7 protein-coding genes are annotated in these 26,071 nt (G+C 69.4%); 5 read left to right on the forward strand and 2 right to left on the reverse strand.

All coding sequences use genetic code 11. The features are described from left to right. Positions 1–8: 8 nt before the first annotated feature. From AX685_RS17640 to AX685_RS23255, 4 genes are all read left to right on the forward strand, one after another. Positions 9–767: a hypothetical protein gene (locus AX685_RS17640; protein WP_096613036.1), complete on the forward strand. Its 759-nt coding sequence runs from the start codon at positions 9–11 to the stop codon at positions 765–767. Between the two features lie 11 nt (positions 768–778). Next, positions 779–2,401 carry a hypothetical protein gene (locus tag AX685_RS17645; RefSeq protein ID WP_066490978.1) on the forward strand — a complete coding sequence of 541 codons (1,623 nt, stop codon included), beginning with the start codon at positions 779–781 and terminating at the stop codon, positions 2,399–2,401. 5 nt (positions 2,402–2,406) lie between these two features. Next, positions 2,407–2,784 carry a PilZ domain-containing protein gene (locus AX685_RS17650; RefSeq protein WP_141397098.1) on the forward strand — a complete coding sequence of 126 codons (378 nt, stop codon included), beginning with the start codon at positions 2,407–2,409 and terminating at the stop codon, positions 2,782–2,784. Positions 2,785–3,022: 238 nt separating this feature from the next. Further along, complete coding sequence (locus AX685_RS23255; protein WP_231792286.1) at positions 3,023–23,935, forward strand: cadherin domain-containing protein; 20,913 nt, start codon at positions 3,023–3,025, stop codon at positions 23,933–23,935. A gap of 22 nt (positions 23,936–23,957) precedes the next feature. Here the strand turns inward: AX685_RS23255 and AX685_RS17660 are convergent, their stop codons facing one another. Both AX685_RS17660 and AX685_RS17665 read right to left on the reverse strand, forming a co-directional pair. Beyond that, on the reverse strand, positions 23,958–24,923 hold the full coding sequence (locus AX685_RS17660; protein WP_066490990.1) for a FecR family protein: 966 nt from the start codon (positions 24,921–24,923) through the stop codon (positions 23,958–23,960). After that, a complete protein-coding gene (locus AX685_RS17665) occupies positions 24,920–25,474 on the reverse strand; it encodes an RNA polymerase sigma factor (RefSeq protein ID WP_070321919.1) in 555 nt (184 codons plus the stop codon). The genes AX685_RS17660 and AX685_RS17665 overlap by 4 nt, the downstream gene beginning before the upstream one ends. Positions 25,475–25,637: 163 nt before the next feature. Between AX685_RS17665 and AX685_RS17670 the strand changes: the two genes are divergently transcribed. Then, positions 25,638–26,071: STN domain-containing protein (locus tag AX685_RS17670; protein ID WP_197418686.1), on the forward strand; the 434-nt coding region annotated here is incomplete at its 3' end.

The raw sequence follows: 26,071 nt of genomic DNA on the forward strand, positions 1-26,071 counted from the left end.
GGCATAAGGTGGCAGGCGCATCGGAAGACGGCGAGGCAAATCACTGGCCAGCGTTTGTCGACGTGCTGACGGCCGTCATCATGGTCGTCACCTTCCTGCTCGTCATCATGAGCGCGGCGATCATGCATCTGTCCAAGCGCACCGTCGAGGTGATGCAGCAGAAGATCGAGGTGCTTCAGGACAGCCGACGCGCCGCCGAGGCTGCGCGGGCCGGAAAGGCGCCGGCGGATGGTGGCGGTACGCAGGACACCGGTGCGATCGGGCTGAAGCCGATTTCCTCCCCGCGTGACGCCGCGGCGGGTTCCTCGATCGCGCAGCTCGGCTCGCCGCTGGTGTCGGAAACGATCGTCAACGGCAAGGACAGCCTGACGATCCTGACCCGGGACACGCCCGACACACAGCGTATTCGCGTGAAGTCGGCCGAACAGCCCAAGGAAACACGCGGCGCGCAGGTCACGTCATCCTCCACCCTGCTGCGGGTCGATTTCGATGCCGATGCGATCCGCTACACCGACGAGGATGCCAAAAAGGTGCTCGACTTCCTGAAAACGTCGGTCCGGCCGGGCACGAAATATGAGGTGTGGTCGCTGGTCGCTGGGGCCGGATCGGTGTCGGAACCGATGCGCATCGCCTTCTACCGCGCCGCGACTACGCGCAACCTGCTGATCCAGGCAGGCATCAAGCCCGGCGACATCGTCACGCAGAGCCGCGTGGTCGATCCGACGTCGGGCGACGGCAACAGTGTCCGCATCGTGGTGAAGAACTGAAGGCGATCGACATGGAACGAAAGATACGCTCCGAACTCATCAAGATGATCGTCATCATGACGATCCTCCTGTCGATCGGCGCCTACGCCCACGACTTCGTCATCGCCGGCATCAAGGCGAAGGCGGCGCTGAACCTGTCGATCTTCGCGCTGTTCGGCGTCGCGGCGGGGTTGGCGTTCCGCAACGTGCTGGGGCTGCGCAACGAAGTCACCGCGCTGCACGCGTTGCAGACCGATTTCGACAGCGGCCGGCGCCGCGACGACGAACGTATCTATACGCAGCCGGCGATCATCTTCCGCGAACCCGTCCTGCTGGGGCAGGGCTACCGGCTGATTACCGAGCAATTGTCGAAGCAGGACGATTTCCAGATGCCGTCGGGCGTCGTGGAATCGCTGGTCCACAGCGTCGACCAGCGGATTGGCGACCGCAAGTCGGTGGTCGCCTATTTCGCGGGGCTGATGGTCTTCATGGGCCTGATCGGCGCGTTCATGGGGCTGATGCACACGGTCGGGTCGGTCGGCGACCTGATCGGCGGCATGGACATGTCGGGCAAGGGCGGCGACGATGCCATCGCCAAGATGATCGAGGGGATGAAGGCGCCGCTGCGCGGCATGTCGGTGGGCTTCAGCTCGTCGCTGTTCGGCCTGTCCACCTCGATGGTGCTGGGCGCGCTGGAACGGTGCATGACCACCGCGGCCAAGGCGCTGCGCGACGAATACGAACACTGGTTGTCGAACCTGGCGAAGCTGGAGACCACCGAGGCGGCCGAGGGCGATGCCGGCGGCATGGCGCGCGTGACCCAGGCGATCGAGATGGCGGGGCGCCAGCTGTCGACGCTGCACACGACCGTCGAGGACAACCGCCGGCGCGAGGCCGCGACGCAGGAGTCGCTGACCGAGCTGGGGCAGGCCATGGTGGCGCTGACCCGCACGGTCGATCGCGTCAGCGACCCCGCGCCGCTCGTCGAACCGATTGCGCGCACCGTGACCGACGTCGTGCGCCAGCAGGCGCGGCTGGTCGCCGAGATGGAATTGCTGTTCGAACAGGCGCGCGAGGATCGCGCGGTGATCCGCACGACCCTCGACGCGATCGCCCGGGCGACCGCGGCGCAGGCCGACGCTGCGCGCAGCGGCGCGGTGGTGGAGCGGCTCGACCGGCTGATCGCCGCGCAGGAAGCGGCCGCGCAGCAGGATCCAGTGGTGATCGAATGGGACGGCGGCGGTCCCGTCGACGCGCCGCGCGGTGCCCGATCGTTGCAGGAGCGGCTGCGCCAGGCGTTCACCGCCCGGCGCGACGATGTCGCGACCAGCCGCACCCAGCGGCGGATGGCGCAGCGGTTGGAGGCGCTGATCGAGCGCCAGCGACAGCTGGAGCAGGACCTGCGCAGCGAAGCCCTGCAGCTTCGGCGCGGGGCGGAAGCGGACAGCGCCGCCGCCGCCGAACTGCGCCGCGCGCTGGAGAGCGAGCGTGAGCGGCTGGCCGTCCTTGCGGAACTGGTGGGGCAGGAAGACGTGCCGGTCGACATCGATGCCGCGCTGGAACGCGCGCGGCTTCAGATGGAGCTGCTGGCCATCAAGTCCGGGCGACTGCGCGATGCGCGCGCGGCGATGACCCAGAAGACCGCGAAAGGGTGACCGAAATGCCGCTTTCCCATGACGTCGCCGCGCCCGCCGGCGCCCCCGAGATCGTCCGTGCGCCCGTCGCGGCGGGGCGTGGCCTGTTCCGGCGCAAGAAGCCGAGCCGGTACTACCGGCGCGTCGATTGCTATGCCGAAGCGTCGTTGCTGATGATCAGCAGCCGCGTGACGGTGGACGGGCGCGTACTGGACATTTCCCCCAAGGGTTGCCTGTTCCGCCCCGGACTGCGGTATCTGTTGCACCGGATGGACACGCCTATCCGCCTGACGATCGGCGACGTCGAGATCGATGGCCGGATCGTCAATACGATCACGCGCGGCTACGGCGTCGATTTCGACATGGAGATTTCGGACGAGCTGTTGCGCAGCATTGTCGACTGAATTGTCGGCCATTTCGCGCGGTCATTTCCGTTACTACTCGGAAATTGCTAGAGATTAGCATCGCAAGGATCAATTAACCACGTCTGGCTATCCTCCAACCTCGAACAGAGGTGGAAGAACCGGCGTCATGGCAGGCAACGCGACCAAATCTCCCGCAGGGCCGACGGGTGGCAAGACCGGCCCGGTCGCGCTCACGACAGCGCACGCCGTCGAAGGGGCACCTGGCGTCGATCCAGCGGTGACCGCGTCGGTGGGAGCGGAGATCAAGTCGCTGTCCGCGTTGAAGGTCGTCCAGCTCGGACCGGATGGACACGCCAAGCTCGACATCCCGTATTCGCCGTTCAAGGCGCAGATCGTCGACGTCGACATCGTGCTGGTCTTCGCCGACGGCAGCCGCATCGTCATTCCGGGCATGGCGCTGACATCCTTTTCGGGTCAGTCGGTCGCGATCGATTTCCTCGACAAGAGCTTCACCGCGTCCGACCTGATCGGCACGGTCGGCGAGATCAAGGAACAGAGCCAGCTGTTCAAGCTGAACCTGTCGTCGGAAGTCGCGGACAAGCCGGCGAAGGAAGCACCCGACGAGAAGACCAAGTCGCCCGAGGTCCAGCCGCAGGACGCCACCCAGGCGCAGGAAGCGGAGCAGAAGCAGGAGAACGAGCGGCACACGTCCGACGAACAGAGCAAGCGGCTGACCGAGAAGCTCAGCGATACGCTCGCTTCCTCCGCCCCGCCGCCCAGCCCGGCGCCGGCGCCCAGTTCGTCGACCCCGTCCGACGGCAAGAACAACGGATCGGGTTCGGGCATCGGGCTGGGCAAGCTGGTGCCCACGCTGAATTTCGAGCTGTTCAACAAGGAAGGCGTCAAGACCGCCACCGAGGGCAAGGTCAACGTCGTCACCGGATCGACCGGCGGCACCGGTTCGTCGACCAGCGTCAACTATACCGCACAGTCCGCGCGCGAGACGATCACCGGCACCGGCAGCGCCGACCGCATCTATGCCGACAGCCCCGCGCAGGCGCCGTCGGGCACGTCGCTGCGCACGCTGCACGTCAGCGCGATGGTGCCGGCCAAGGGCATCTCGCTGCTCCAGGTGCTCGTGCCTTCGCTGCCCGAAGGCTATGCGGTCGAAAATGCGAAGCTGACCGACAAGGGCTGGGTCATCACGGCTGAGCAGGGCAATATCAAGGTCGTCACCAGCTATACCGATGCCAACGGCGTCCTGGTGACCTATCCGACGAGCGAGACGCATTTCAGCTTCGACATCCAGCTGACCTATGCGCTGCCGGATGCGGGCAAGGCCCCGGCGGCGAACGGCTTCCAGTCCGAATTCTTCCTGCCCGTTGACCTGGGGCTGTCGACCGACGGCACCAATTATACCTATGCTGTCGAGGTATCGTCGCGCTTTGGCATCAAGGTGATCACCGGCGATGCGGACATGAAGGCGACCGATCCGGTCACCGGTGCGCCGATCTACGTGCTGTTTTCCAACCCGCCGGGCAATATCATCGACGCCGGTGACGGCGACGACGTGGTGATCGCGGGTGCCGGCCCCGACCAGATCGAGGGCGGCGGCGGGACCGACACGGTCAGCTACGAAATGTCCAACGTCGCGGTTACCGCGGACCTGAAGGCGGGCGCGGGCAAGGGCGGCTATGCCGAGGGCGATACCTATACCCGTGTCGAGAATCTGACCGGATCGGCGTTCAACGACACGCTGACCGGCAACGACGGCAACAATGTCATCGACGGCGGCGCGGGCGCGGACACGATCGACGGCGGCGCGGGGAGCGACACGGTTTCCTATGCCGCGGCCTTCCTGCGCGAGAAGGGCACGCCGAAGGATCCGCTGAAGGGCGTCGAGGTCCATCTGGACGGCACGGTATCGCATGGCGGCGACGCCGAGGGCGACAAGCTGACCAATGTCGAGCACGTCATCGGTTCGGATCGCAACGACGCGCTGTACGGCGCGGCGTCGGCGGACACGCTGGATGGCGGCAAGGGCGACGACCTGCTGGTCGGCGGCGGCGGCGCGGACGTGCTGAAGGGCGGCGAAGGGACTGACACCGCCAGCTATGCCGCGTCGTCGGCGGCGGTCGCCGCCTATCTGGACGGGACCGCGGGCACCGGTGCCGACGCGCAGGGCGACACGTTGTCGGGGATAGAGAATCTGGTCGGATCGGCGTTCGACGACACGCTGGTCGGCGACGATCAGGACAATGTGCTGACCGGCGGCGCCGGGGCCGACAGGATCGACGGCGGCGCCGGTATCGACAGCGCGACCTTCGCCGACAGCAAGGTCGGCGTGACCGTCTATCTCGACGGCCGCGAGGGCGCGGGCGGCGATGCGCAGGGCGATACCTATGTCCGGGTCGAGCGGCTGACCGGATCGGCCTTCGACGACCGGCTGGTCGGCGATGCGGCCGCCAATATGCTGACCGGCGGTGCGGGCGATGACGTGCTGGAGGGCGCGGGTGGCGCCGATGTGCTGGATGGCGGCGAGGGCTTCGACATTGCCAGCTACGCCGGGGCGAGCGCGGGGGTGCGCGCGGCGCTGGACGGATCGGCGATGACCGGGGATGCGGCGGGCGACAGGCTGACCGCGATCGAGGGGCTGGAAGGCTCCGCGTTCGACGACACGCTGGTCGGCGACGAGGGCGACAACCGGCTGAGCGGCGGCGCGGGCGACGACGTACTGGTCGGCGGCGGCGGCACGGACCGGCTGGACGGCGGCGACGGCGTCGACGTGGCGGACTATTCCGGGTCGCGCGCGGCGGTGACCGTCCGACTGGACGGCACGGCGGGCAGCGGCGGCGATGCGCAGGGCGATATGCTGACCCGCGTCGAGAACCTGACCGGATCGGCGTTCGACGACACGCTGTCCGGCGATGGCGGGGCGAACGTACTGAGTGGCGGGGCGGGCGACGACACGCTGGTCGGCGGCGGCGGGGCGGACGTGCTGGACGGCGGGCGCGGCCGCGACGCCGCGGACTATTCCGCGTCCGCCGCCGGCGTCACCGTCGGGCTCGACGGTCAGGCGGGGCGCGGCGGCGATGCCGAGGGCGACCGGCTGACGGGAATCGAGGAACTGCGCGGCTCGACCTTCGCCGACGTGCTGACCGGCAGCAGCGGCGATGACACGCTGCGCGGCGGGGCGGGCGACGACCTGCTGATCGGCGGACTGGGCGCGGACACGCTGGACGGTGGCGCGGGCTTCGACACCGCCGATTATTCGGACACGACCGCGGGTATCCAAGTCTATCTGGACGGGCGCGAATCGACCGGCAACGCGGCCGGCGACCATCTGGTGGCGGTCGAGCGGGTGCTGGGCGGCAGCTTCGACGACCTGCTGGTCGGTGACGCCGCCGACAATGTGCTGGCCGGCGGGGCCGGCGACGACGTGCTGGCGGGGGGCGGCGGCGCCGACACGCTGGACGGTGGCGCGGGCCGCGACGTGGCCGATTACGGCGCCTCGACCGCGGCGGTGACGGTGGACCTGTCGACGGGCATCGGCCGCGGCGGCGACGCCGAGGGTGACCGGCTGACCGGGATCGAGGATCTGCGCGGGTCGGCGGGCGATGACGTGCTGACGGGTGATGCGTCCGACAACCGGCTGTCGGGCGGGGCGGGCGCCGATATGCTGATCGGCGGCGCGGGCAACGACACCGCCGATTACGCGACCTCCGCCAGCGGGGTGACGGTCGCGCTGGACGGCACGACCGGGCGCGGCGGCGATGCGCAGGGCGATACGCTGAGCGGTATCGAAACGCTGGTCGGGTCGGCGTTCGACGACGTGCTGGGCGGCGATTCGGGCGCGAACACGCTGTCGGGTGGCGCGGGGGACGACCGGTTGTCGGGCGGCGGCGGGGCCGACCGGCTGGTCGGCGGCGCCGGCACCGACATCGCCGATTACGCCGCTTCGGGCACCGGGGTCGATATCGGGCTGGATGGCGGCACCAATCATGGCGGCGATGCCGATGGCGACGTGTTCGACGGGATCGAGGGGCTGTCGGGTTCGGCGTTCGCCGACCGGCTGCGCGGTTCGGCGGGTGCCGACGTGCTATCCGGGCAGGGCGGCGACGATCGCATCGACGGATCACTGGGCGCCGACCGGATCGACGGCGGCACCGGGTTCGACACGATCGATTACTCCGCATCGACCGCGGCGGTCAGTGTCGACCTGACGACCGGCGCCGGTGCCGGCGGCCTGGCGGGCGGCGATACCCTGGTGTCGATCGAGGAGGTGACCGCCACCGCCTTCAACGACCAGCTGCGCGGATCGGGCGCGGACGAGCTGCTGTCCGGCGGCGCGGGCGACGACCAGCTGGCGGGGCTGGGCGGCGCCGATACGCTGGACGGCGGCGCGGGCTATGACACGGCCAGCTACGCCGAATCGGGCGCGGGCGTGCAAATCGCGATGGATGGCAGCGTCGGCGCCGGTGGCGATGCCGAGGGGGACCGCCTGATCGCGATCGAGCGTGTCGTCGGTTCTGCCTTCGACGATGCGATCACCGGTACCGCTGCGGGCGACATGATCCTGGGCGGCGCGGGCGCGGACGTGCTGTCGGGCCAGGGGGGCGACGATGTACTGGAAGGCGGCAGCGGCGACGACCGGCTGCTGGGCGGCGCCGGCGTCGACACGCTGCGCGGCGGCGAGGGCAACGACACGTTGGCCGGCGGTGCCGACGCCGACGTGCTGGCCGGCGGAAGCGGGCTGGACACCGCCGACTATTCGGCATCGGCTGACGCGGTGCGCATCGACCTTAACGACGGCATCGGCCATGGCGGCGATGCCGAGGGGGATACCCTGTCCGGGATTGAGAACCTGACCGGATCGGCGGGGAACGACCGGCTGACCGGCGACGGCAATGCCAATGTCCTGACCGGCGGGGCGGGCGACGATTATCTGACCGGCGGCGCGGGCGCCGATACGCTGGCGGGCGGCACCGGCATCGACACAGCCGATTACTCGACGTCCGGATCGGGCGTATCGGTCGACCTGGCGACCGGCTTTGCGCAGTTCGGCGATGCCGAGGGCGACCGATTGTCGGGCATCGAGAATGTTATCGGCTCGGCGCACGGCGACCAGTTGCGCGCGGCCGTGACCGGGAGCATTCTGACCGGTGGCGCGGGCGACGACATGCTGGTCGCCGGGCGCGGCGCCGACGTGATCGCGGGCGGCACCGGCATCGATACCGCGAGCTTCGCCGGTTCCGCGGCGGGCGTGACCGTCAACCTGGCGACCGGGCTTGCCGATGGCGGCGACGCGACCGGCGACGTGCTGATCGGGGTGGAGAACCTGGCCGGTTCGTCATTCGACGACGTCCTGTCCGGTACCGAGGCGGGCAGCACGATCGACGGCGGTGCGGGCGACGACCGGCTGGCCGGCGGCGCCGGCGACGACACGCTGATCGGCGGCACCGACGACGACATGCTGGACGGCGGCGCGGGCGCCGACAATCTTCAGGGTGGGTCCGGCTTCGACACCGCCGACTATCACCGGTCGACCGTGGCGGTGGACGTGAACCTGGCGACGGGTGTCGGCCGGCGCGGCGATGCCGAGGGCGACCGGCTGACCGGGATCGAGGCGCTGACCGGCAGTGCGCAGGGTGACACGCTGACGGGCAATGCGGGCGCCAATACGCTGGACGGCGGCGCGGGCGACGACATGCTGGTTGGCGCCGCGGGCGCGGATATCCTGCGCGGCGGCGACGGGTTCGATACCGCCGATTACCGGGCGTCGGGGGCGGCGGTGGTCGTCAACCTGACCACCGGGGCAAATGCGGGCGGCGACGCGCTGGGCGATATCCTGGACGGGATCGAGCAGGTGCTCGGCTCCGCGTTCGACGATGTACTGACCGCTGCCGCGGGTCGGGAGACGCTGCGCGGCGGGCATGGCAACGATACGCTGGCCGGCGGCGCGGGGGCCGACGTGCTGGACGGCGGCGACGGCACCGATACCGCGGACTATTCCGCGTCGCTGGACGGGGTGCAGGTCGACCTGTCCGTCGGCCTTGCGCATTTCGGCGATGCCGAGGGCGACACGTTGGTCGAGATCGAGAACGTGACCGGTTCCGCCGAGGACGACACGCTGATCGGCGACGACGGCGACAACGTCCTGATGGGCGGGTCGGGCGACGACCTGCTGGACGGCGCGGCGGGCGACGATACGCTGCGCGGCGGCTCGGGCGACGACGTCCTGACTGGCGGCGCGGGAGCGGACATCATCCAGGGCGGCGACGGCTTCGACACCGCCGACTATTCCGGTTCGCAGGGCGGCGTGACCGTCAACCTGACCAGCCAGCGCGGCACCGGCGGCGATGCCGATGGCGACATGCTGACAGCGATCGAGGCGGTGATCGGTAGCGTGCACGATGACGTGCTGATCGGTACCGCGGGCGTCAACGCGCTGATCGGTGGCGCGGGCGATGACGTGATCCAGGGCGGCGCCGGCGGTGACGTGCTGGACGGCGGCGCGGGCAACGACACGCTCGACTATGCCACGTCCGCGACCGCGGTCAGCGTCAACCTGGCGACCGGGCTGGCGCAGGGCGGCGATGCGCAGGGCGACCTGGTCGTTCGGTTCGAGAACCTAATGGGGTCCGACTTCGACGACGTGCTGACCGGCGATGCGGGTGCCAACCGGCTGCGCGGCGGGGCGGGCGACGACCGGCTGGCCGGCGCCGCCGGGGCCGACGTGCTGGATGGCGGCGCGGGCAGCGATACCGCGGACTATGCGGCGTCGGGCGCGGCGGTGACGATCGACCTGGCGGCCGGCACGGCATCGGGCGGCGATGCGAATGGCGATACATTGGTGTCGATCGAGAATGCGATCGGTTCGGCGCATGACGATATCATCAAGGCCGCTGCCGCCGGCTCCGTGATCGCGGGCGGGGCGGGCGACGACGCCATCGCCGCCGGTGCCGGTGCGGATACGCTGGACGGCGGGCAGGGCGAGGATCGCGTCGATTATTCGGCGTCGTCCGCCGGGGTCACCGTCAATCTGGCGACGGGCAGCGGCGCGGGCGGCGATGCCGCGGGCGACCGCTACACTGCGATCGAGGACGTGACCGGCAGCGCCTTCGCCGACCGGCTGACCGGCGATGCGGGGGGCAACCGGCTGAGCGGCGGCGCGGGCGACGACGTGATCGCCGGCGGCGGCGGCGGCGACGAGATCGACGGCGGCAGCGGGTTCGACACGCTGGATTACGGCGCGTCGGTGCAGGGCGTGACGATTGATTTCGCCAGCGGCACCGGGCAGGGCGGCGACGCGCAGGGCGACAGCTTCACCGGGATCGAGGCTGTGATCGGCAGCGGATCGGCCGACCGTTTCGTCGGCGATGCGCACGCGCATGTCGTCCGCGCGCAGGGCGGCGACGATACGCTGGTGGCGGGCGCGGGTGCGGAGACGTTCGACGGCGGATCGGGCAGCGACACCGTCGATTATTCCGCGTCGACCGCCGGCGTGACGATCGACCTGGCTAGCGGCACGGCCGGCGGCGGCTTCGCGCAGGGCGACGTGCTGAGCGCCGTCGAAGGGGTGATCGGCAGCGATTTCGACGACGTGCTGACCGGATCGGCCAGCGCCAATGCGATCGCCGGCGGCGCGGGCAACGATATCGTCCGCGGCGGCGCCGGGGCGGACACGCTGGACGGCGGCGCGGGAGTCGACCTGCTCGACTATTCCACCTCGTCCAGCGGGGTGACCGTCAACCTGACCACCGGCTTGGCCGCTGGCGGCGATGCGGCGGGCGACCAGATCAGCGGGTTCGAGGATATCCTGGGGTCCGCGCAGGCCGACAGTCTGACCGGTGACGGCGGCAGCAACCGCCTGACCGGCGGGGCGGGCGGCGACGTACTGGCCGGCCTGGGCGGTGCGGACGTGCTGGACGGCGGCGCGGGCGACGACACCGCCGATTATTCGGCATCGGGCGCGGGTGTGACCGTCGATCTGGCGACGGGCATCGGGGCCGGCGGCGACGCGGCCGGCGATACGCTGATCTCGATCGAGAAGGTGATCGGTTCCGCCTTCGCCGACCGGCTGAGCGGCGGCGCGGGCGCGGATACGCTGGTGGCGGGCGCGGGCGACGACGTGGTGCTTGGCAGCCTGGGCGCGGACAGCCTGACCGGCGGGGACGGCGTCGACACGGTCGATTACTCGGCGTCCACGCCCGGCGTCCGCGTCGACCTGGGCAGCGGTACCGGCGTCGGCGGGTTCGCCGACGGCGATACGCTGCGCGAGATCGAAAATGCGATCGGCACCGCCGGCGACGACGTGCTGGTCGGCAATGGCGGCGCCAACACGCTGACCGGCGGCGCGGGGGCGGACATGCTGGACGGCGGCGCGGGCGCCGACACGCTGGACGGCGGGCTGGGCGACGACGTGCTGCGCGGTGGTTCGGGGGCGGACGTGCTGCGCGGCGGTGCCGGGTTCGACACGATCGACTATGCAACGTCGGGAGCGGGCGTCACCATCGACCTGCAGAACGGGACCGCTGCCGGCGGCGATGCCACCGGCGATGTCATCTCCGACATCGAGCGCGCCGTCGGTTCGGCCTATGACGACCTGCTGCAGGCCGCGGCGGTCGGATCGACGCTGGAAGGCAATGCGGGCGCCGACACGCTGCGCGGCAATGTCGGGGACGACATGCTGCGCGGCGGCGACGGCGACGACCTGTTGGTAGGCAACGTCGGCGCGGACGAACTGGACGGCGGCAGCGGCGTCGACACCACCGATTATTCGGCATCGGCGCAGGGCGTGGCGGTCAATCTGGCGCTAGGCACCGGCATCGGCGGCGACGCCGATGGCGATATCCTGCGCGGGATCGAGCGAGTGATCGGCTCGGCGGCCAACGATACGCTGACCGGCGACGCGGCGGTCAACACGCTGCTGGCCGGGGCCGGCGACGACATGCTGGACGGCGGCGCGGGAGCGGACATGCTGGACGGCGGCGCGGGCAGCGATACCGCCAGCTATGCCGGATCGGCCGCGGGTGTCGCGGTCAGCCTGACCACCGGCACCGGCATGGGCGGCGATGCGCAGGGCGACACGCTGACCCGGATCGAGCATCTGGTCGGATCGGCCCTTGCCGATACGCTGACGGGCGATGCGGCGGACAACCGGCTGACCGGCGGTGCGGGCGACGACGCGCTGGCCGGGCTGGGCGGGGCGGACACGCTGGACGGCGGTGCGGGCAGCGACACGGTCGATTACTCGGCGTCGGCCACCGGCGTCACGCTGGACCTGGCGACCGGCACGGCGACGGGCGGCGATGCGCAGGGCGATACGCTGATCTCGATCGAGAACGCCATCGGTACCGCCTTCGCCGACGTGATCCAGGCGGCCGTGGCGGGCAGCACGATGCTGGGCGGCGGTGGCGACGATCGGCTGGTGGCCGGCGAGGGCGCGGACGTGCTGGACGGCGGCACCGGCACCGATATCGCCGATTATTCCGGATCGACCGCGCGGGTGACCGTCAATCTGGCCAGCGGCGTCAACAGCGGCGGCTATGCGCAGGGCGACGTACTGCGGTCGATCGAACAGGTCGTCGGCTCAGACTTCAACGACACGCTGACCGGCGACGCGAGCGCCAATATCCTGACCGCCGGCGCGGGCGACGATATGCTGGAAGGCGGCGCAGGCGCCGACCGGCTGGACGGCGGCGCGGGGATTGACACCGCCAGCTACGCCGGCGCGACCGGCGCCGTCACGGTCAGCCTGGCGACCGGGACCGGCACGGCGGGCGATGCCGCCGGCGACATGCTGGTCGATATCGAGAATCTGACGGGTTCCGCCTTCGCCGACCGGCTGACCGGCGATGCAGGCGTAAACGTCCTGACCGGCGGCGCCGGCGACGACGTGCTGGCCGGGCTGGGCGGCGCGGATGCGCTGGACGGCGGCACCGGCAGCAACACCGCCGATTACGCGGCGTCGACCGCGGCGGTGCAGGTCAATCTGAGCACGGGGTCGCTTTCCGCCAGCCAGATCATCGGCGGCACGATCCAGGCGGGCACCGGGCTGGGCGGCGACGCGCAGGGCGACACGCTGACCAATATCCAGAACCTGATCGGTTCCGCCTATGGCGACTATCTGATCGCGGGCACCGGCGGGCGGATCTCCGGCGGTGTGGGTGCCGACTTCATCGTGGCGGGTGCCGGCGCCGATGCGATTGACGGCGGTGCCGATGCCGACCTGGTCAATTATGTGCGATCGAACGCGGGCGTGACCGTAAACCTGACGCTGGGCACCGGCATCGGTGGCTTTGCGCAGGGCGACACGCTGGTGTCGGTAGAAAGCATCTACGGATCGAATTATGCCGACGTGCTGACCGGGACGGCCGGCGCCAACAACATCACCGGCGCCAACGGCGACGACACCATCGAAGGGCTGGGCGGTGCGGACACGCTGACTGCAGGCAGCGGCTTCGACACGGTCACCTATGCCGGTTCGGGCAGCGGTGTCACCGTCAACCTGACCCTGACGACGGCGCAGACGTCGGGCGGGGATGCGGCGGGCGACGTGCTGAGCGGGTTCGAGAAGCTGATCGGGTCGGCCTATGCCGACCGGCTGATCGCGGCGACGACGGGCAGCACGCTGGTCGGCGGCGCGGGCAATGACGTGCTGGTCGCCGGAGCGGGGGCCGACGTGATCGAAGGCGGACTGGACAATGACGCGGTCGATTACGCCGCGTCGACCGCCGGCGTCGTCGTCAACCTGGCGACTGGCGTCCTATCGGGCGGCTATGCGCAGGGCGACCACCTGACCGGCATCGAGAATGCGATCGGTTCCGCTTATGCCGATCAACTGACGGGCGACGGCGGGGCGAACGTCCTGACCGGCGGCGCGGGCGACGACGTGCTGGACGGCGGCGCGGGCGCCGATACGGTGGACGGCGGCGCCGGGATCGACACCGCGGACTATTCCGCCTCGATCGGCGCGGTCGCGGTCAATCTGACGACAGGGATCGGTTCGGGCGGCAATGCCGATGGCGACGTGCTGGTCGCGATCGAGAACCTGACCGGCGGCGTGGGGAACGACGCGCTGACCGGCAGCGCGGCGGCGAACCTGCTGCGCGGCGGCGCGGGCGACGACGTGCTGGCCGGGCTGGGCGGGGCGGACACGATCGACGGCGGGTCGGGCAACAACACCGCCGATTACGGCGCATCCGGTTCCGCCGTCTACGTCGACCTGGCGTCCTTCGCGATCGCGACGCCGGCGGGATCGGTAACCGGCGCGATGGCGCGCGGCGGCGATGCCGAGGGTGACGTGCTGAGCAACATCCAGAACGTCATTGGTTCGGCCTATGACGACATTCTGGCGGCGTCCTCCACAGGCGGGAAGCTTTCGGGCGGCGCGGGCGACGACGATCTCGTCGCCAATGCCGGTGCCGATCGGTTCGACGGCGGTGCGGGCACAGGCGACGTCGTCAACTACGTCATGAGCAATACCGCCGTGACCGTGAACCTGACCACCGGGCTGGGTTCGGGCGGGTTTGCCGAGGGCGATACCTATGTCGCGGTCGAGGGCGTCTATGGGTCGACCGCCGATGACCTGCTGATCGGCGATAGCGGGGCGAACCTCATCAAGGGCAATGGCGGCAACGACGTCATCGAGGGCAAGGGCGGCGCCGACCGGCTGGAAGGCGGCGCCGGCACCGACACCGCTTCCTATGCCGGTTCGAACGCGGGCGTGACGGTCGACCTGGCGCTGGCGACGGCGCAGCAGTCCGCGGGGGATGCGTCGGGCGACATATTGTCCGAATTCGAGAACGTTCTGGGTTCGGCCCTGAACGACACGCTGACCGGCGATGCGAACGCCAACGTCCTGACGGGCGGCGCGGGCAATGACGTGCTGCAGGGCGGGGGCGGGGCCGATACACTGGACGGAGGCGCCGGCGCCGATACCGCCAGCTATGCCGCATCGAGCGACGCGGTGACGGTCGACCTGCGCGTCACGACGGCGCAGACATCCACTGGCGATGCCTCGGGCGACCTGCTGGTCGAGATCGAGAATCTGACGGGTTCGGCGTTCGGCGATGTGCTGATCGGTGATGCCGGCGACAACGCGCTGGCCGGTGGCGACGGCGACGACATGCTGGACGGGCTGGAGGGCGCGGACACGATCGACGGCGGTGCGGGGATCGACACCGTCAGCTATGCCGGGTCGCAGGGCGCGGTCGCGGTCAACCTTACCACCAACGTCAATACCGGCGAGGATGCCGGAGGCGACCTGCTGTCCAATGTCGAAAATGTAACCGGTTCGGCCTTCGACGACGTGCTGACCGGCGATGCCGCTGCCAACACGCTGCTGGGCGGCGACGGTGACGACGTGCTGGCGGGCATGGCGGGCGCGGACGTGATCGACGGCGGCGCGGGCAACAACACCGCCGACTATTCGGCGTCGGGTGCGGGCGTGGCGGTCAACATCAACGCTTCCTGGGTGGGGTCGCCGCCGGTCAGCACTGGCCCCGCCCTCACGGTCAATCCCAACAGCGGCGTGGGCGGGGATGCCGAGGGCGATACGCTGACCAATATCCGCAACGTCATCGGATCGGCGTTCAACGACTATCTCTATGCCAACGACACCGGCGGCCGGCTGGATGCCGGCGCCGGCGACGACTATCTGGTCGCCGGCAGCGGCGCGGACAATCTGGTCGGCGGTGCGGGCAGCGATACCGTTTCCTATGGCCGTTCGAACGCGGCGGTGACGATCAATCTGGCGACCGGCGCGGTATCCGGCGGGTTCGCCGCGGGCGACGTGCTGACCGGGATCGAGAACGTCAACGGATCGAACCTCAACGACGTCCTGACGGGCGACGCCAACGCGAACACCATCAAGGGTTCGACCGGCAACGACATCATCGACGGCGGTGCCGGCAACGACACGCTCGATGGTGGCGACAATAACGACACGGTCAGCTACGCCAGCGCCACGAGCGGCATACGCACCATCGTCAATTACTACGTCACCGTATCGAACGTCCGCACCTATAGTGTGGTGAATACAGTCGGCGCCGGGTCGGATATCACGTCCAATTTCGAAACCGTGATCGGTTCCGGCTTCAGCGACATCCTCAAGGGCTGGGCTTCGCTCGCCAATTTCAATGCCGGTGCCGGCAACGACCTGATCGTCGCCAATTTCAACTCCGGGACGATGGACGGCGGTTCAGGGATCGACACGGTCACTTATCAGGAAACGAACGGGTGGGGCGGCGTGACCGTCGATCTGGCCGTCAATGCGAACTCGTCCACCAAGGCATGGGGCGGCGGGTCCACCAACGACACCATTACCAACGTCGAGAATGTCGTCGGGAGCATCGCCAGCGACTATCTCGCCGGGGACAGCGGCGCGAACGCCCTGGACGGCGGCGTCGGAGACGACCTGCTGTTCGGCGCGGCTGGCAACGACGTGCTGTATGGCGGCGCGGGAGACGACACGCTGACGGGCGGGACCGGCGCGGATGCGCTGATCGGTGGTGCGGGCGTAGACACGGCAAGCTGGGCCGGATCGGGCGCGGGCGTGAATGCCAATCTGGCCACGGGTGTCGCTTATGGCGGGGACGCCGGGGTGCAAGGCGCCAGCGCGGTCTATGGCAACGCCAGCCTCATCGCGGGCTGGAGCTTTTCTGAAGGAAGCGGCGCCACTTCCACCGCGATTAGCGGGGCGCAGCGCGTCACCCTGAACGACGCCGGCTGGGTGGCCGATGGCCATGGCGGCTCGGCGCTCGATTTCACCGGCACATCGACCAGCATGGCCACCGTCGGCGCGCTCACGTTCGGCGAAAGCTTCACTGTTGTGGCGAAGGTCAACTTCGATCGCGCAGCAGGGGTGAACGAGGGGATCTTCCGCTTCGGCGCCGGCACATCGAGCAGCAGCGCAGGACAGATCTTCCTGTCGCGCACCAGCAGCGGCGCTCTGTTCTTCGAGGTGCGCGACGGCACGACGGCGATGACCCAGGGGGTTCAGACCGCTGGGGGGCTCACCGCGGCGGAGACCTGGTACGACGTCGCGGTCACCTATCAGGCCGGTCGGATGATCATCTATCTGAACGGGGAGCTCGTCGCGTCCGCCGACAATGTCGCCACGCTGACCAACCGGAACTACACCGACAACTACCTCGGTCGCGATTATGCTTCCACGCGCGCGCTGGACGGAAAGATCGACGATTTCGCCGTCTTCAGTTCGGCGCTGACCCAGGCCGAGATTCAGCAGCTGGCAACACAGGCCAGGGGGCTGGAGGGTTCCGGGCTGGTGGCGGATACGTTGTCGGGTATCGAGAATCTGACCGGTTCCGATCATGCCGATACGCTGACCGGCGATGCCGGGGAAAACCGGCTCGACGGCGGACGAGGCAATGACACGCTGTCCGGCGGTGCGGGCGACGACGTGCTGATCGGGGGCGCGGGCGCGGACCGGCTGGACGGCGGCGCGGGAACGGACGTGGCCTCTTATGCCCTGTCCGCGACGGCGGTGACGATCAATCTGGGCAACGGCACCGCGACCGGGGGCGATGCGCAGGGCGATACGCTGACCGGTGTCGAGAATATCATCGGATCAATCGGCCATGACGTGCTGACCGGCGACGTCGCCGACAACCTGCTGGTCGGCGGTCTGGGCAATGACGTGATCGCGGGAGGCGACGGCGGCGACGTCATCTATGGTGATGCGGCCGGCGCGAATGACCTGCGGAACCTGATCACGTTCGGCAATGCGACCAACCTGTTGGTGAACGGAGGTTTCGACGCCTACACCGGGATCGGGCGGAACGGCACCGGAAGCCCTGCGACCGGCAATGCGACCACCGGCTGGCAGACGGCGACCGGACAGCTGCAGATCTTCAACGGGGTGGTGCTTGCGGACGGGACGTCACTGAATCAGTCGGTACGCATGTCGGGCGGCATAACGAACGACATCTGGCAGAATGTCACGACGGTCGCGGACGCGAACTACGTCATCAAGTTCGATCTCGGCAACTGGAGCGCCACCGACCAGGGCCCGTTGCAGGTTCTGTTCAACGGGACGGTGATCGACACGATCAGTTCCGGCGGTACGACCAATTCGTGGACCAGCTATGCCTATACGGTGACCGGGACGGGCGGAAGCGACCGGATCGAATTCATCCATAACGGCAATGGCGTCGCGCTCGACAAGGTCGTCTTCGCGGAAGCAGGCGGCAACGACACGCTGTCCGGCGGGGTCGGTGACGACACGATCGACGGCGGTTTCGGCAACGACGAGATCGACGGGGGCGACGGCAACGACATGGTCGTTGGCGGAACCGGTGCGGACAGGCTGGACGGCGGTGGCGGCGACGACATCATCAGCGGCGACACGAACGCCTTCGGCTCGACCGGGGTGGACACGTTCGATTCCAATCCGTCCGGCTGGCAGGGGCTAAGCGCGGCCACACCGCCGTTCACGACCCTTTCGAACGGCGCGACCGTGCTCGGTCCGATCCCAGGATCGGGCAGCAGCATCAATTTCTCGCAGCAGATCAGCAAAAGCTACGATCTGGTCGATCCGGTCGCGGCCACGACGACCGTCAGCTTCGACCTCTACCTGCTCGATTCATTCGATGCGAACGAAGGCGTCCACGTCTACGTCAATGGCGTCGTCGCCATGACGTTGATCGCGGCACGCTCCTACAGCGGCGTTTCTTCGCTGAACGACATCGTCATCACGCCCGCGAGCGGCACGACCTATACCGCCAGCCTGGCACAGGGCGTCTATTCGGCCACGTGGAGCGGGGTGGACAGCAAGCTGACGCTGACCATGACGGTGCCCACACCGGCCGATGGCGTGCTGACGCTCGGCTTCGGATCGAACCTGAACGAATCGGTCGCCAACGAAAGCTATGCGATCGACAATGTGAACGTGCCGGGTCGCGAGACCGATGTCGGCGCGCCGGGCGGTAACGATATCATCCGGGGCGGCGCGGGCAACGACCAGATCGACGGCGGCGCCGGTAGCGACACCGCAATCCTTGCGGGCAATCGCAGCGCCTATACCGTCGGCTACGACGGGCAGTCGCGAACCTATACGATCGACGGGCCGGACGGGCACGATACCGTCCGCAACGTCGAGAAGTTCCAGTTCGACGACGGCACGCTGACCGCGGCCCGGCTGATGACCGGGATGACCATCCAGCCGGCGGGTACGATCGCGGAGAACAGCGCCGGCGGCAGCATCGCCGCGACGCTGGCGCTGGCCGATGGCGGCGCGGCGACCTATGCCATCACCGGGGGCGCGCACGCATCGTTGTTCGCGATCTCCGGTGATCAGCTCCTGCTCGCGAACGGGACGGCGCTGGACTACGAAGCGGGTGCGACGCGCACGGTGCAGGTCACCGCGACGGCCGCGGATGGCTCGACCCATATCCAGACGATCACCGTCAACGTCACCAACGTCAACGAAGCCCCGGCGATCACCTCCGCGGCGTCGCTGGCGCGGGGTGAGAACGGTACCGCGATCGGCACGCTGACCGCCGTCGATCCCGATGCGGACACGACGCTGTCCTGGTCGATCGCGGGCGGCGCGGATGCGACGAAGTTCGTCATCGGCGCGAACGGCGCGCTGTCGTTCGCGACCGCGCCCGATTACGAACACCCCACCGATGCCGGTGGCGACAATGTCTACAACGTCACCGTGCAGGTGTCGGACGGCACCAATGTGACGACACAGAACCTGGCCGTCGCGGTGTCGAACGTCAACGAAGCGCCGACGCTGGCGCTGACGGGGGCGGGCACCATCAACGAAAATGCGGTCGCGGCAACCGTCGCCACCTTCGCGGCGGGCGATCCGGATGGCGGCGACACGCTGACCTATACGCTGGGCGGGGCCGATGCGGCGCTGTTTGTCGTCGATGGCGGCACGGTGCGCCTGCGCGACGGCGTCAGCCTTGACTATGAACAGGCTGCTACGCGCAACGTCACGCTGACGGTCACCGATGCGCAGGGCCTGTCGCAGACGCGCGCGCTGACAGTCAACGTCGCCAATGTGGACGAAGCACCGGCGTTCACCTCACCGGCGAGCGTGTCGGTGGGGGAAAACGGCACCGCCGTCGTCACCGTTCGCGCGGCCGACCCGGACGCCGGCGCGACCGTCAGCTATTCGATCTCCGGCGCGGATGCGTCGCTGTTCACGATCGACAGCGCCACCGGCGTGCTTCGCTTTGCCGCGGCACCCAATTTCGAGGCGCCGGGCGATAACGGCGGCGACAACGTCTACAATCTGGTGGTCAGCGCCAGTGACGGGACGAACACCGTCAACCAGGCGATGGCGGTGACGGTGACCAACGTCAACGAAGCGCCGGTGCTGGCGGTCGCGTCGTCCTATACCATTGCGGAAAACGGCACCGCGGTCGGCACCGCCACCGCGAGCGACGTGGATGCGGGCACGACGCTGACCTATTCGATCGCGGGCGCGGATGCGTCGCTGTTCACCATCGACAGCGCGACCGGGGCGATCGCGTTCCGCAATGCGCCGAACTATGATGCGCCGGCGGGTCAGGGGCAGGATAACGTCTACGACCTGACCGTGTCGGTCAGCGACGGCGCGATCACCACGTCGCGTGCGACCAGCGTGACGGTGACCAACGTCGACGAGGCGCCGGTGTTCGCCTCCCCCGCGGCGGTGTCGGTGGCGGAGAATGGTGCGGGCGTCGTCACCGTGCGCGCCAGCGATCAGGACGCCGGCACGACGCTGAGCTATTCGATCTCGGGCACCGATGCTTCGCTGTTCACGATCGACAGCGCCACCGGCGTGCTGCGCTTCGTCGCGGCGCCGGATTTCGAGGGGCCGGGCGATAACGGCGCGGACAACGTCTACGATCTGGTCGTCAGCGCCAGCGACGGCACCAATACCGTTACCCAGGCGATGGCGGTCACCGTCACCAACGTCAACGAAGCGCCGGTGCTGGCGCTGTCGGGTGTCGGCACGATCATGGAGAATGCCGTCGCCGCGACGGTCGCGAACTTCACGGCGAGCGATGTCGATGCCGGCGACACGCTGACCTACACGCTGGGCGGGGCCGATGCAGCGCTGTTCGTGGTCGACGGCAACAGCGTGCGGCTAAAGAACGGGGTGAGCCTGGACTATGAAGCCGCGCAGACCCGTGCGCTGACGCTGACCGTGACCGATGCGCACGGCGCATCGCAGACGCAGGCGCTGACGATCAACGTCGGCAACGTCAACGAAGCGCCGACGATCGCGACCGCCGCGGCGCTTTCGCGCGCGGAGAACGGTACGGCGGTGGCGACGCTGTCCGCGAGCGATCCGGATGCAGGAACCACGCTGACCTGGTCGATCAGCGGCGGGGCGGATGCGGCGCGGTTTGCCGTCGATCCCGCCACCGGCGTGCTCGCCTTCTTGTCGGCGCCGGACCATGAAGCGCCCGCCGACGCCGACGGCAACAATGCCTATCAGGTGACGGTGACCGTCAGCGACGGGACCAACAGCGTCGACAAGGCGCTGACCGTGACCGTCGGCAACGTCAACGAGGCGGCGGTGTTCACGTCCGCCACCACCGCGACGGTGGTCGAGGGTGCGACGGCGGTGCTGACCGCGGCGGCGACCGATCCGGAGGGGCAGACGCTGCAATATGGCGTGTCGGGCACCGATGCGGCGCTGTTCACGATCGACAGCGCGACCGGCGCATTGCGTTTCGTCACCGCCCCCAGCTACGACAATCCGTCGGACCAGGGGCACGACAACCGCTACAATGTCGTCGTCACGGCCAGCGATGGCACGAACACCACGCAGGAGGCGGTGACGATCGATGTCACCCGCGACCAGCGACCGCCCGCGATCACCTCCGCCGCGACGGCGACGATCAACGAAAACAGCAATGCGGTGATGACCGCGACGGCGAGCGACCCGAACAGCGGCGATACGGTCAGCTGGTCGATCGCGGGCGGCGCCGATGCCGCGCGCTTCGCGATCGATGCAAACACCGGCGCGTTGTCGTTCGTGTCCGCCCCCGACCGCGAGGCGTCGGCCGATAGCGGGGCGAACAACGTCTATGACGTGATCCTGCGTGCCACCGACCAGACCGGCCTGTCGTCGGACAAGGCGGTCGCCGTGACCGTCGCCGACGTCGACGAGGCGGCGGCCTTCCAGGGTGGCAGCGCGCTGACCGTCGCGGAAAACAGCCAGGCGGTGGCCACCATCTCCGCGCTGGACCCCGAACGGGCGGCGGTAACCTATTCGATCACCGGCGGCGCGGATGCGAACCGCTTCGCGATCGACAGCAACACCGGCGCGCTGTCGCTGGTCGCGGCGCAGGATTACGAGACGGTCGGCGCGGGCAATTTCCAGGTGACGATCGGCGCGTCCGACGGCACGCAGACCGCGACCCGGGCCTTCACCGTCACCGTCACCAACGTGAACGAGGCGCCGGTGCTGGCGCCGACCGCCAGCGTCGCGATCGACGAAAATCAGACCGCGGTCACGACGATCGCGGCGACCGATCCCGATGCGGGTCAGACGCTGGTCTATGCCATCGTGGGCGGCGCGGACGGCGGCCGCTTCACGATCGATGCGGCGACGGGGCAATTGTCGTTCCGTTCCGCCCCCGACTATGAATCGGGGCAGACCAGCTATCAGGTGCAGGTGCTGGCATCGGACGGCTCGTTGGCGACCACGCAGATGGTGACCGTCACCGTCCGCAATGTCGATGAGGCGCCGCGCATCACCGCGCCGTCCGCCGTGACCGTGGCGGAAAACGGCTCCACCGTGATGACCGTCACCGCCAGTGACCCGGAAGGGGCGGCGCTGACCTATTCGGTCACCGGGGGCGCGGATGCGAACCGCTTCGCGATCTCGGCGGCGGGCGTCCTGTCGTTCGTCAGCGCGCCCGATTACGAAAGCGGCAACCGCACCAACCAGGTGCAGGTGAGCGTTTCCGACGGCACCAATACCAGCGTCCAGACGATCCAGGTATCGGTCAGCGACGTCAACGAGGCGCCGATCGTCACCACCGCCGCCTTCTCGATCAACGAAAATGCGACCGCGGCGGGCACGGTGCAGGCCAGCGACCCGGAGGGCGCGACGCTGGTCTATGCCATCGCCGGCGGCACCGATGCGACCTTGTTCAACATCGATTCGGCGACCGGGGCGCTCAGTTTCCGTGCGGCACCGGATTTCGAGACGCCGGCCGATGCCGGACGCGATAATGTCTACGACCTCAACGTGCTGGTGTCCGACGGCACGCTGGTGACGATGCAGGCGACGACGGTCAGCGTGCTGGACGTGGTGGGCGAGGTGCTGACCGGCACCGGCGGCGCTGACCGGCTGGTCGGCGGCGCGGGTGCGGACACGTTGTCGGGCATGGGCGGCGACGACATGCTGATCGGGGGCGCGGGCGCCGACACGCTGCACGGTGACTCGGGGATCGACACGGTCGACTATTCCGGTTCGTCGGCGGCGGTGATCGTCCATCTTGACGGATCGGCCAACAGTGGCGGCGATGCGCAGGGCGATACAATCGACGGAGTCGAACAGGTGATCGGCTCGGCGCATGCCGATTCGATCTTCGGCGATGCGCTGGCCAATGCGCTGAGCGGCGGGGGCGGCGACGACGACCTGCACGGCGCGGGCGGCAACGACTGGCTGATGGGCGGCCTGGGCGCGGACACGCTGGACGGCGGGGCGGGCGACGATACCGTCAGCTATGCCGATGCGACCGCCGGCATATCGCTTGACCTGTCGAGCGCCACCGGATCGGGCACCGGCGGCGAGGCGAACGGCGATACGCTGACCGGGGTCGAACATGTGCTGGGCAGCGCGTTCGACGACCAGATCCTGCTGAACGTCGACGCCGGGATCAGCTTCGACGGGCTGGGCGGGCATGACACGGTGACGCTGACCGATGTCGGCCGGACGATCACCGCCAGCGACCTGTCGGGGCTGAGCCATGTCGAGGAGATCTCGTTCACCGGCAACAACGTCCAGGCGAACATGACGATCGACGCCGATTTCATCCGCAACATGGCGGGTCAGGGCAATGATTCGGTCCTGACCATCACCAAGGATGCGAACGATACGATCAACGTCGCGGCCGGCGCCGAGGTGGTCCACACCGGCAATACCTGGGAATTCTACAGCGATTCCAGCCACACGGTGAAGATCGCGACGCTGGCGATGACCGGCTGATCCCCGCCGGCCATCGTGGCGGCTACGACGCCGTGGGCGAAACCGGGGCGGGGGCGGCGCGCGAGATGGCGAGCGCGTCCGGATCGTCGATCAGGTCGCGCACCGCCGCCACGTCGCCCTGGTCGACCACGCCGAACACCGGCGTCGCGGCGCGGCGCCGATCGGTGAGGCGCAGCTGTTCGGTGGCATAGCGGTTCACCGTCGCCACCACCTCGGATAGCGGCTCGCCGCGGAACACCAGCTTGCCGCGCGTCCAGGCGGTGATCGTCTCGGGATCGGCGGCGACCGACTGGCTGATGAAGCCGACGTCCTGCCCGTCGCGCCGCGCGGTGCCGAATGCCACCCGCTCCCCGCGGGAGGCGAGCTTGACGATCGGCTCGGCCGCCCCCGGCCCGGTATCGCGCAGCGCGATGCGGATCGTCCCGTCCACCACCGCCACCGACGCATCGCCCGCGCGCAGCGCCACGTCGAATGCGGTGCCGACCGCGCGCACCTCGCCATGCGGGGTCGCCACCACGAACGGGCGGGCGGTGTCGTGCGCGACCTGGAACAGGGCTTCTCCCGCGATCAGCCGCAGGTCGCGGCGCGTCGGCGTCAGGCGCACCGCGACCCGGCTGTCGGCGGCCAGCGTGACCGTCGACCCGTCCGCCAGCCGCACGACGCGGCGCTCGGCGTGGCCGGCGGCATATTCGGTTGCGGCCGGCGCGGCGGTGGTGCCGGCACCGGTGTAGAGTTGGCGCCCCCCGACGGTGAGCGCGAGCGCGGCCGCCGCGGCGGTCAACGCCATCCGCCATCCGCGGCGGAGCGGCGGGGTGGCCCCGTCCTCGACAGCGGGCGCATCCTGCCGGCCCAGCCACTCCCAGAAGGCTTCCGCTTCGGCGCGGTCGTCGGGGTGCAGGTCGGCGCCGCGCCCGTCGTGCAGCGCGTCGAACACTGCCTCGGCACGCAGGCCCAGCGGCGCGGGCGGGCGCGATGATGGGCCGGTCATGCGCCGCGCTCCATCAGATGGTGGAGCCGGCGATAGAGGTGCGCGGTCGCCTTCGTCAGGTGTTTCTGCACCATGCGCGGGCTGATCCCCAGATCGCGGGCGATCTCGCCCGTGCTGCGTTCCTCGAACCGACGCAGGACGAAGACGTCGCGCACGCGCGGCGACAGTTCGGCCAGCGCATCGGCCAGCGCGGCGCGCACGTCGGCGGCACGGCGGCGTTCCTCCTGCTCGGCGGCGACGGCGGGGTGGTGTTCCTCCGCCAGCGGGACGGTCGGCAGGTTGCGGCGGTGCCGGTCGGCGATCAGGTTGGCGGCGATGCGGAACAGATAGGCCTGCGGCGTTTCCACCTCGCGCTCGCGCACGCTCGACATCAGACGGGCGCAGGCTTCCTGCACCAGGTCGTCGACCTCGTGCGGGTCGGCCACGCGGCGCGCGACGAACGCACGCAGCGCGGCGCGATAGGTGGCAAGCGTCCCGTCGCTCCACGCCGGTGCCGCCCCGCCGCCGGCCGCCGGCGCGTCACCCGGTCCGGGCACGCTGTCGTGTCTCATGCGATGGTCACCCCCGCGGACATGACGCGAAAGCGCGGCGAATGCGAACGGGTAATGGAGTGGGCGCAAAAAAATTATCCGCGCGGCGGTTCGCGATCGCCAAATCGTGCGTCATCTTCACGGAGGACAGGTGCAGGGAGCCTGTCGACGGTCGGGGGACCCAATGAAGAAGACGATGCATTTCCTGTCGCTGTCCGCGTGCGCCGTGGCGCTGGCCACACCCGCCCAGGCGGCATCCGGCGACCGCGCGGTGGCGGTCGACGTGGCGGCGGGGCGGCTGGACAGCGCGCTGTTGCAGGTGGCGCAGCAGACGGGAGTGCAGCTGGTCTTTACCGACCCTGCGATCGGCACGAAGACAGCGCCGCGGCTGGCCGGCCGTTTCACCACCGGCGGTGCGCTCGACCGGCTGCTGGCGAACAGCGGCTATACGTGGCGCTACACCGGGCCGAACCGTATCCGCGTGATCGCGCAGCCGGCCGCCGCCGCGCTGCGTCCCGCCGCGCTGGTGCAGGCCGCGCCGCCCGCGTCGGACGAAGGGCGGGTTGTCCCGTCGAACGAACAGGTCGAGGCGGTGCTGGCGGCGGATGACGCTGGCAC

This window comes from Sphingomonas sp. CCH9-F2 (genome assembly GCF_001556735.1).
Classification (GTDB): Bacteria; Pseudomonadota; Alphaproteobacteria; order Sphingomonadales; family Sphingomonadaceae; genus Sphingomonas; species Sphingomonas ginsenosidimutans.

Coding starts and splice junctions, on each gene's coding strand:
- AX685_RS17645 (WP_066490978.1), top strand. CDS start 779: ATGGAACGAAAGATACGCTCCGAACTCATCAAGATGATCGTCATCATG.
- AX685_RS17650 (WP_141397098.1), top strand. CDS start 2,407: ATGCCGCTTTCCCATGACGTCGCCGCGCCCGCCGGCGCCCCCGAGATC.
- AX685_RS17660 (WP_066490990.1), bottom strand. CDS start 24,923: ATGACCGGCCCATCATCGCGCCCGCCCGCGCCGCTGGGCCTGCGTGCC.
- AX685_RS17665 (WP_070321919.1), bottom strand. CDS start 25,474: ATGAGACACGACAGCGTGCCCGGACCGGGTGACGCGCCGGCGGCCGGC.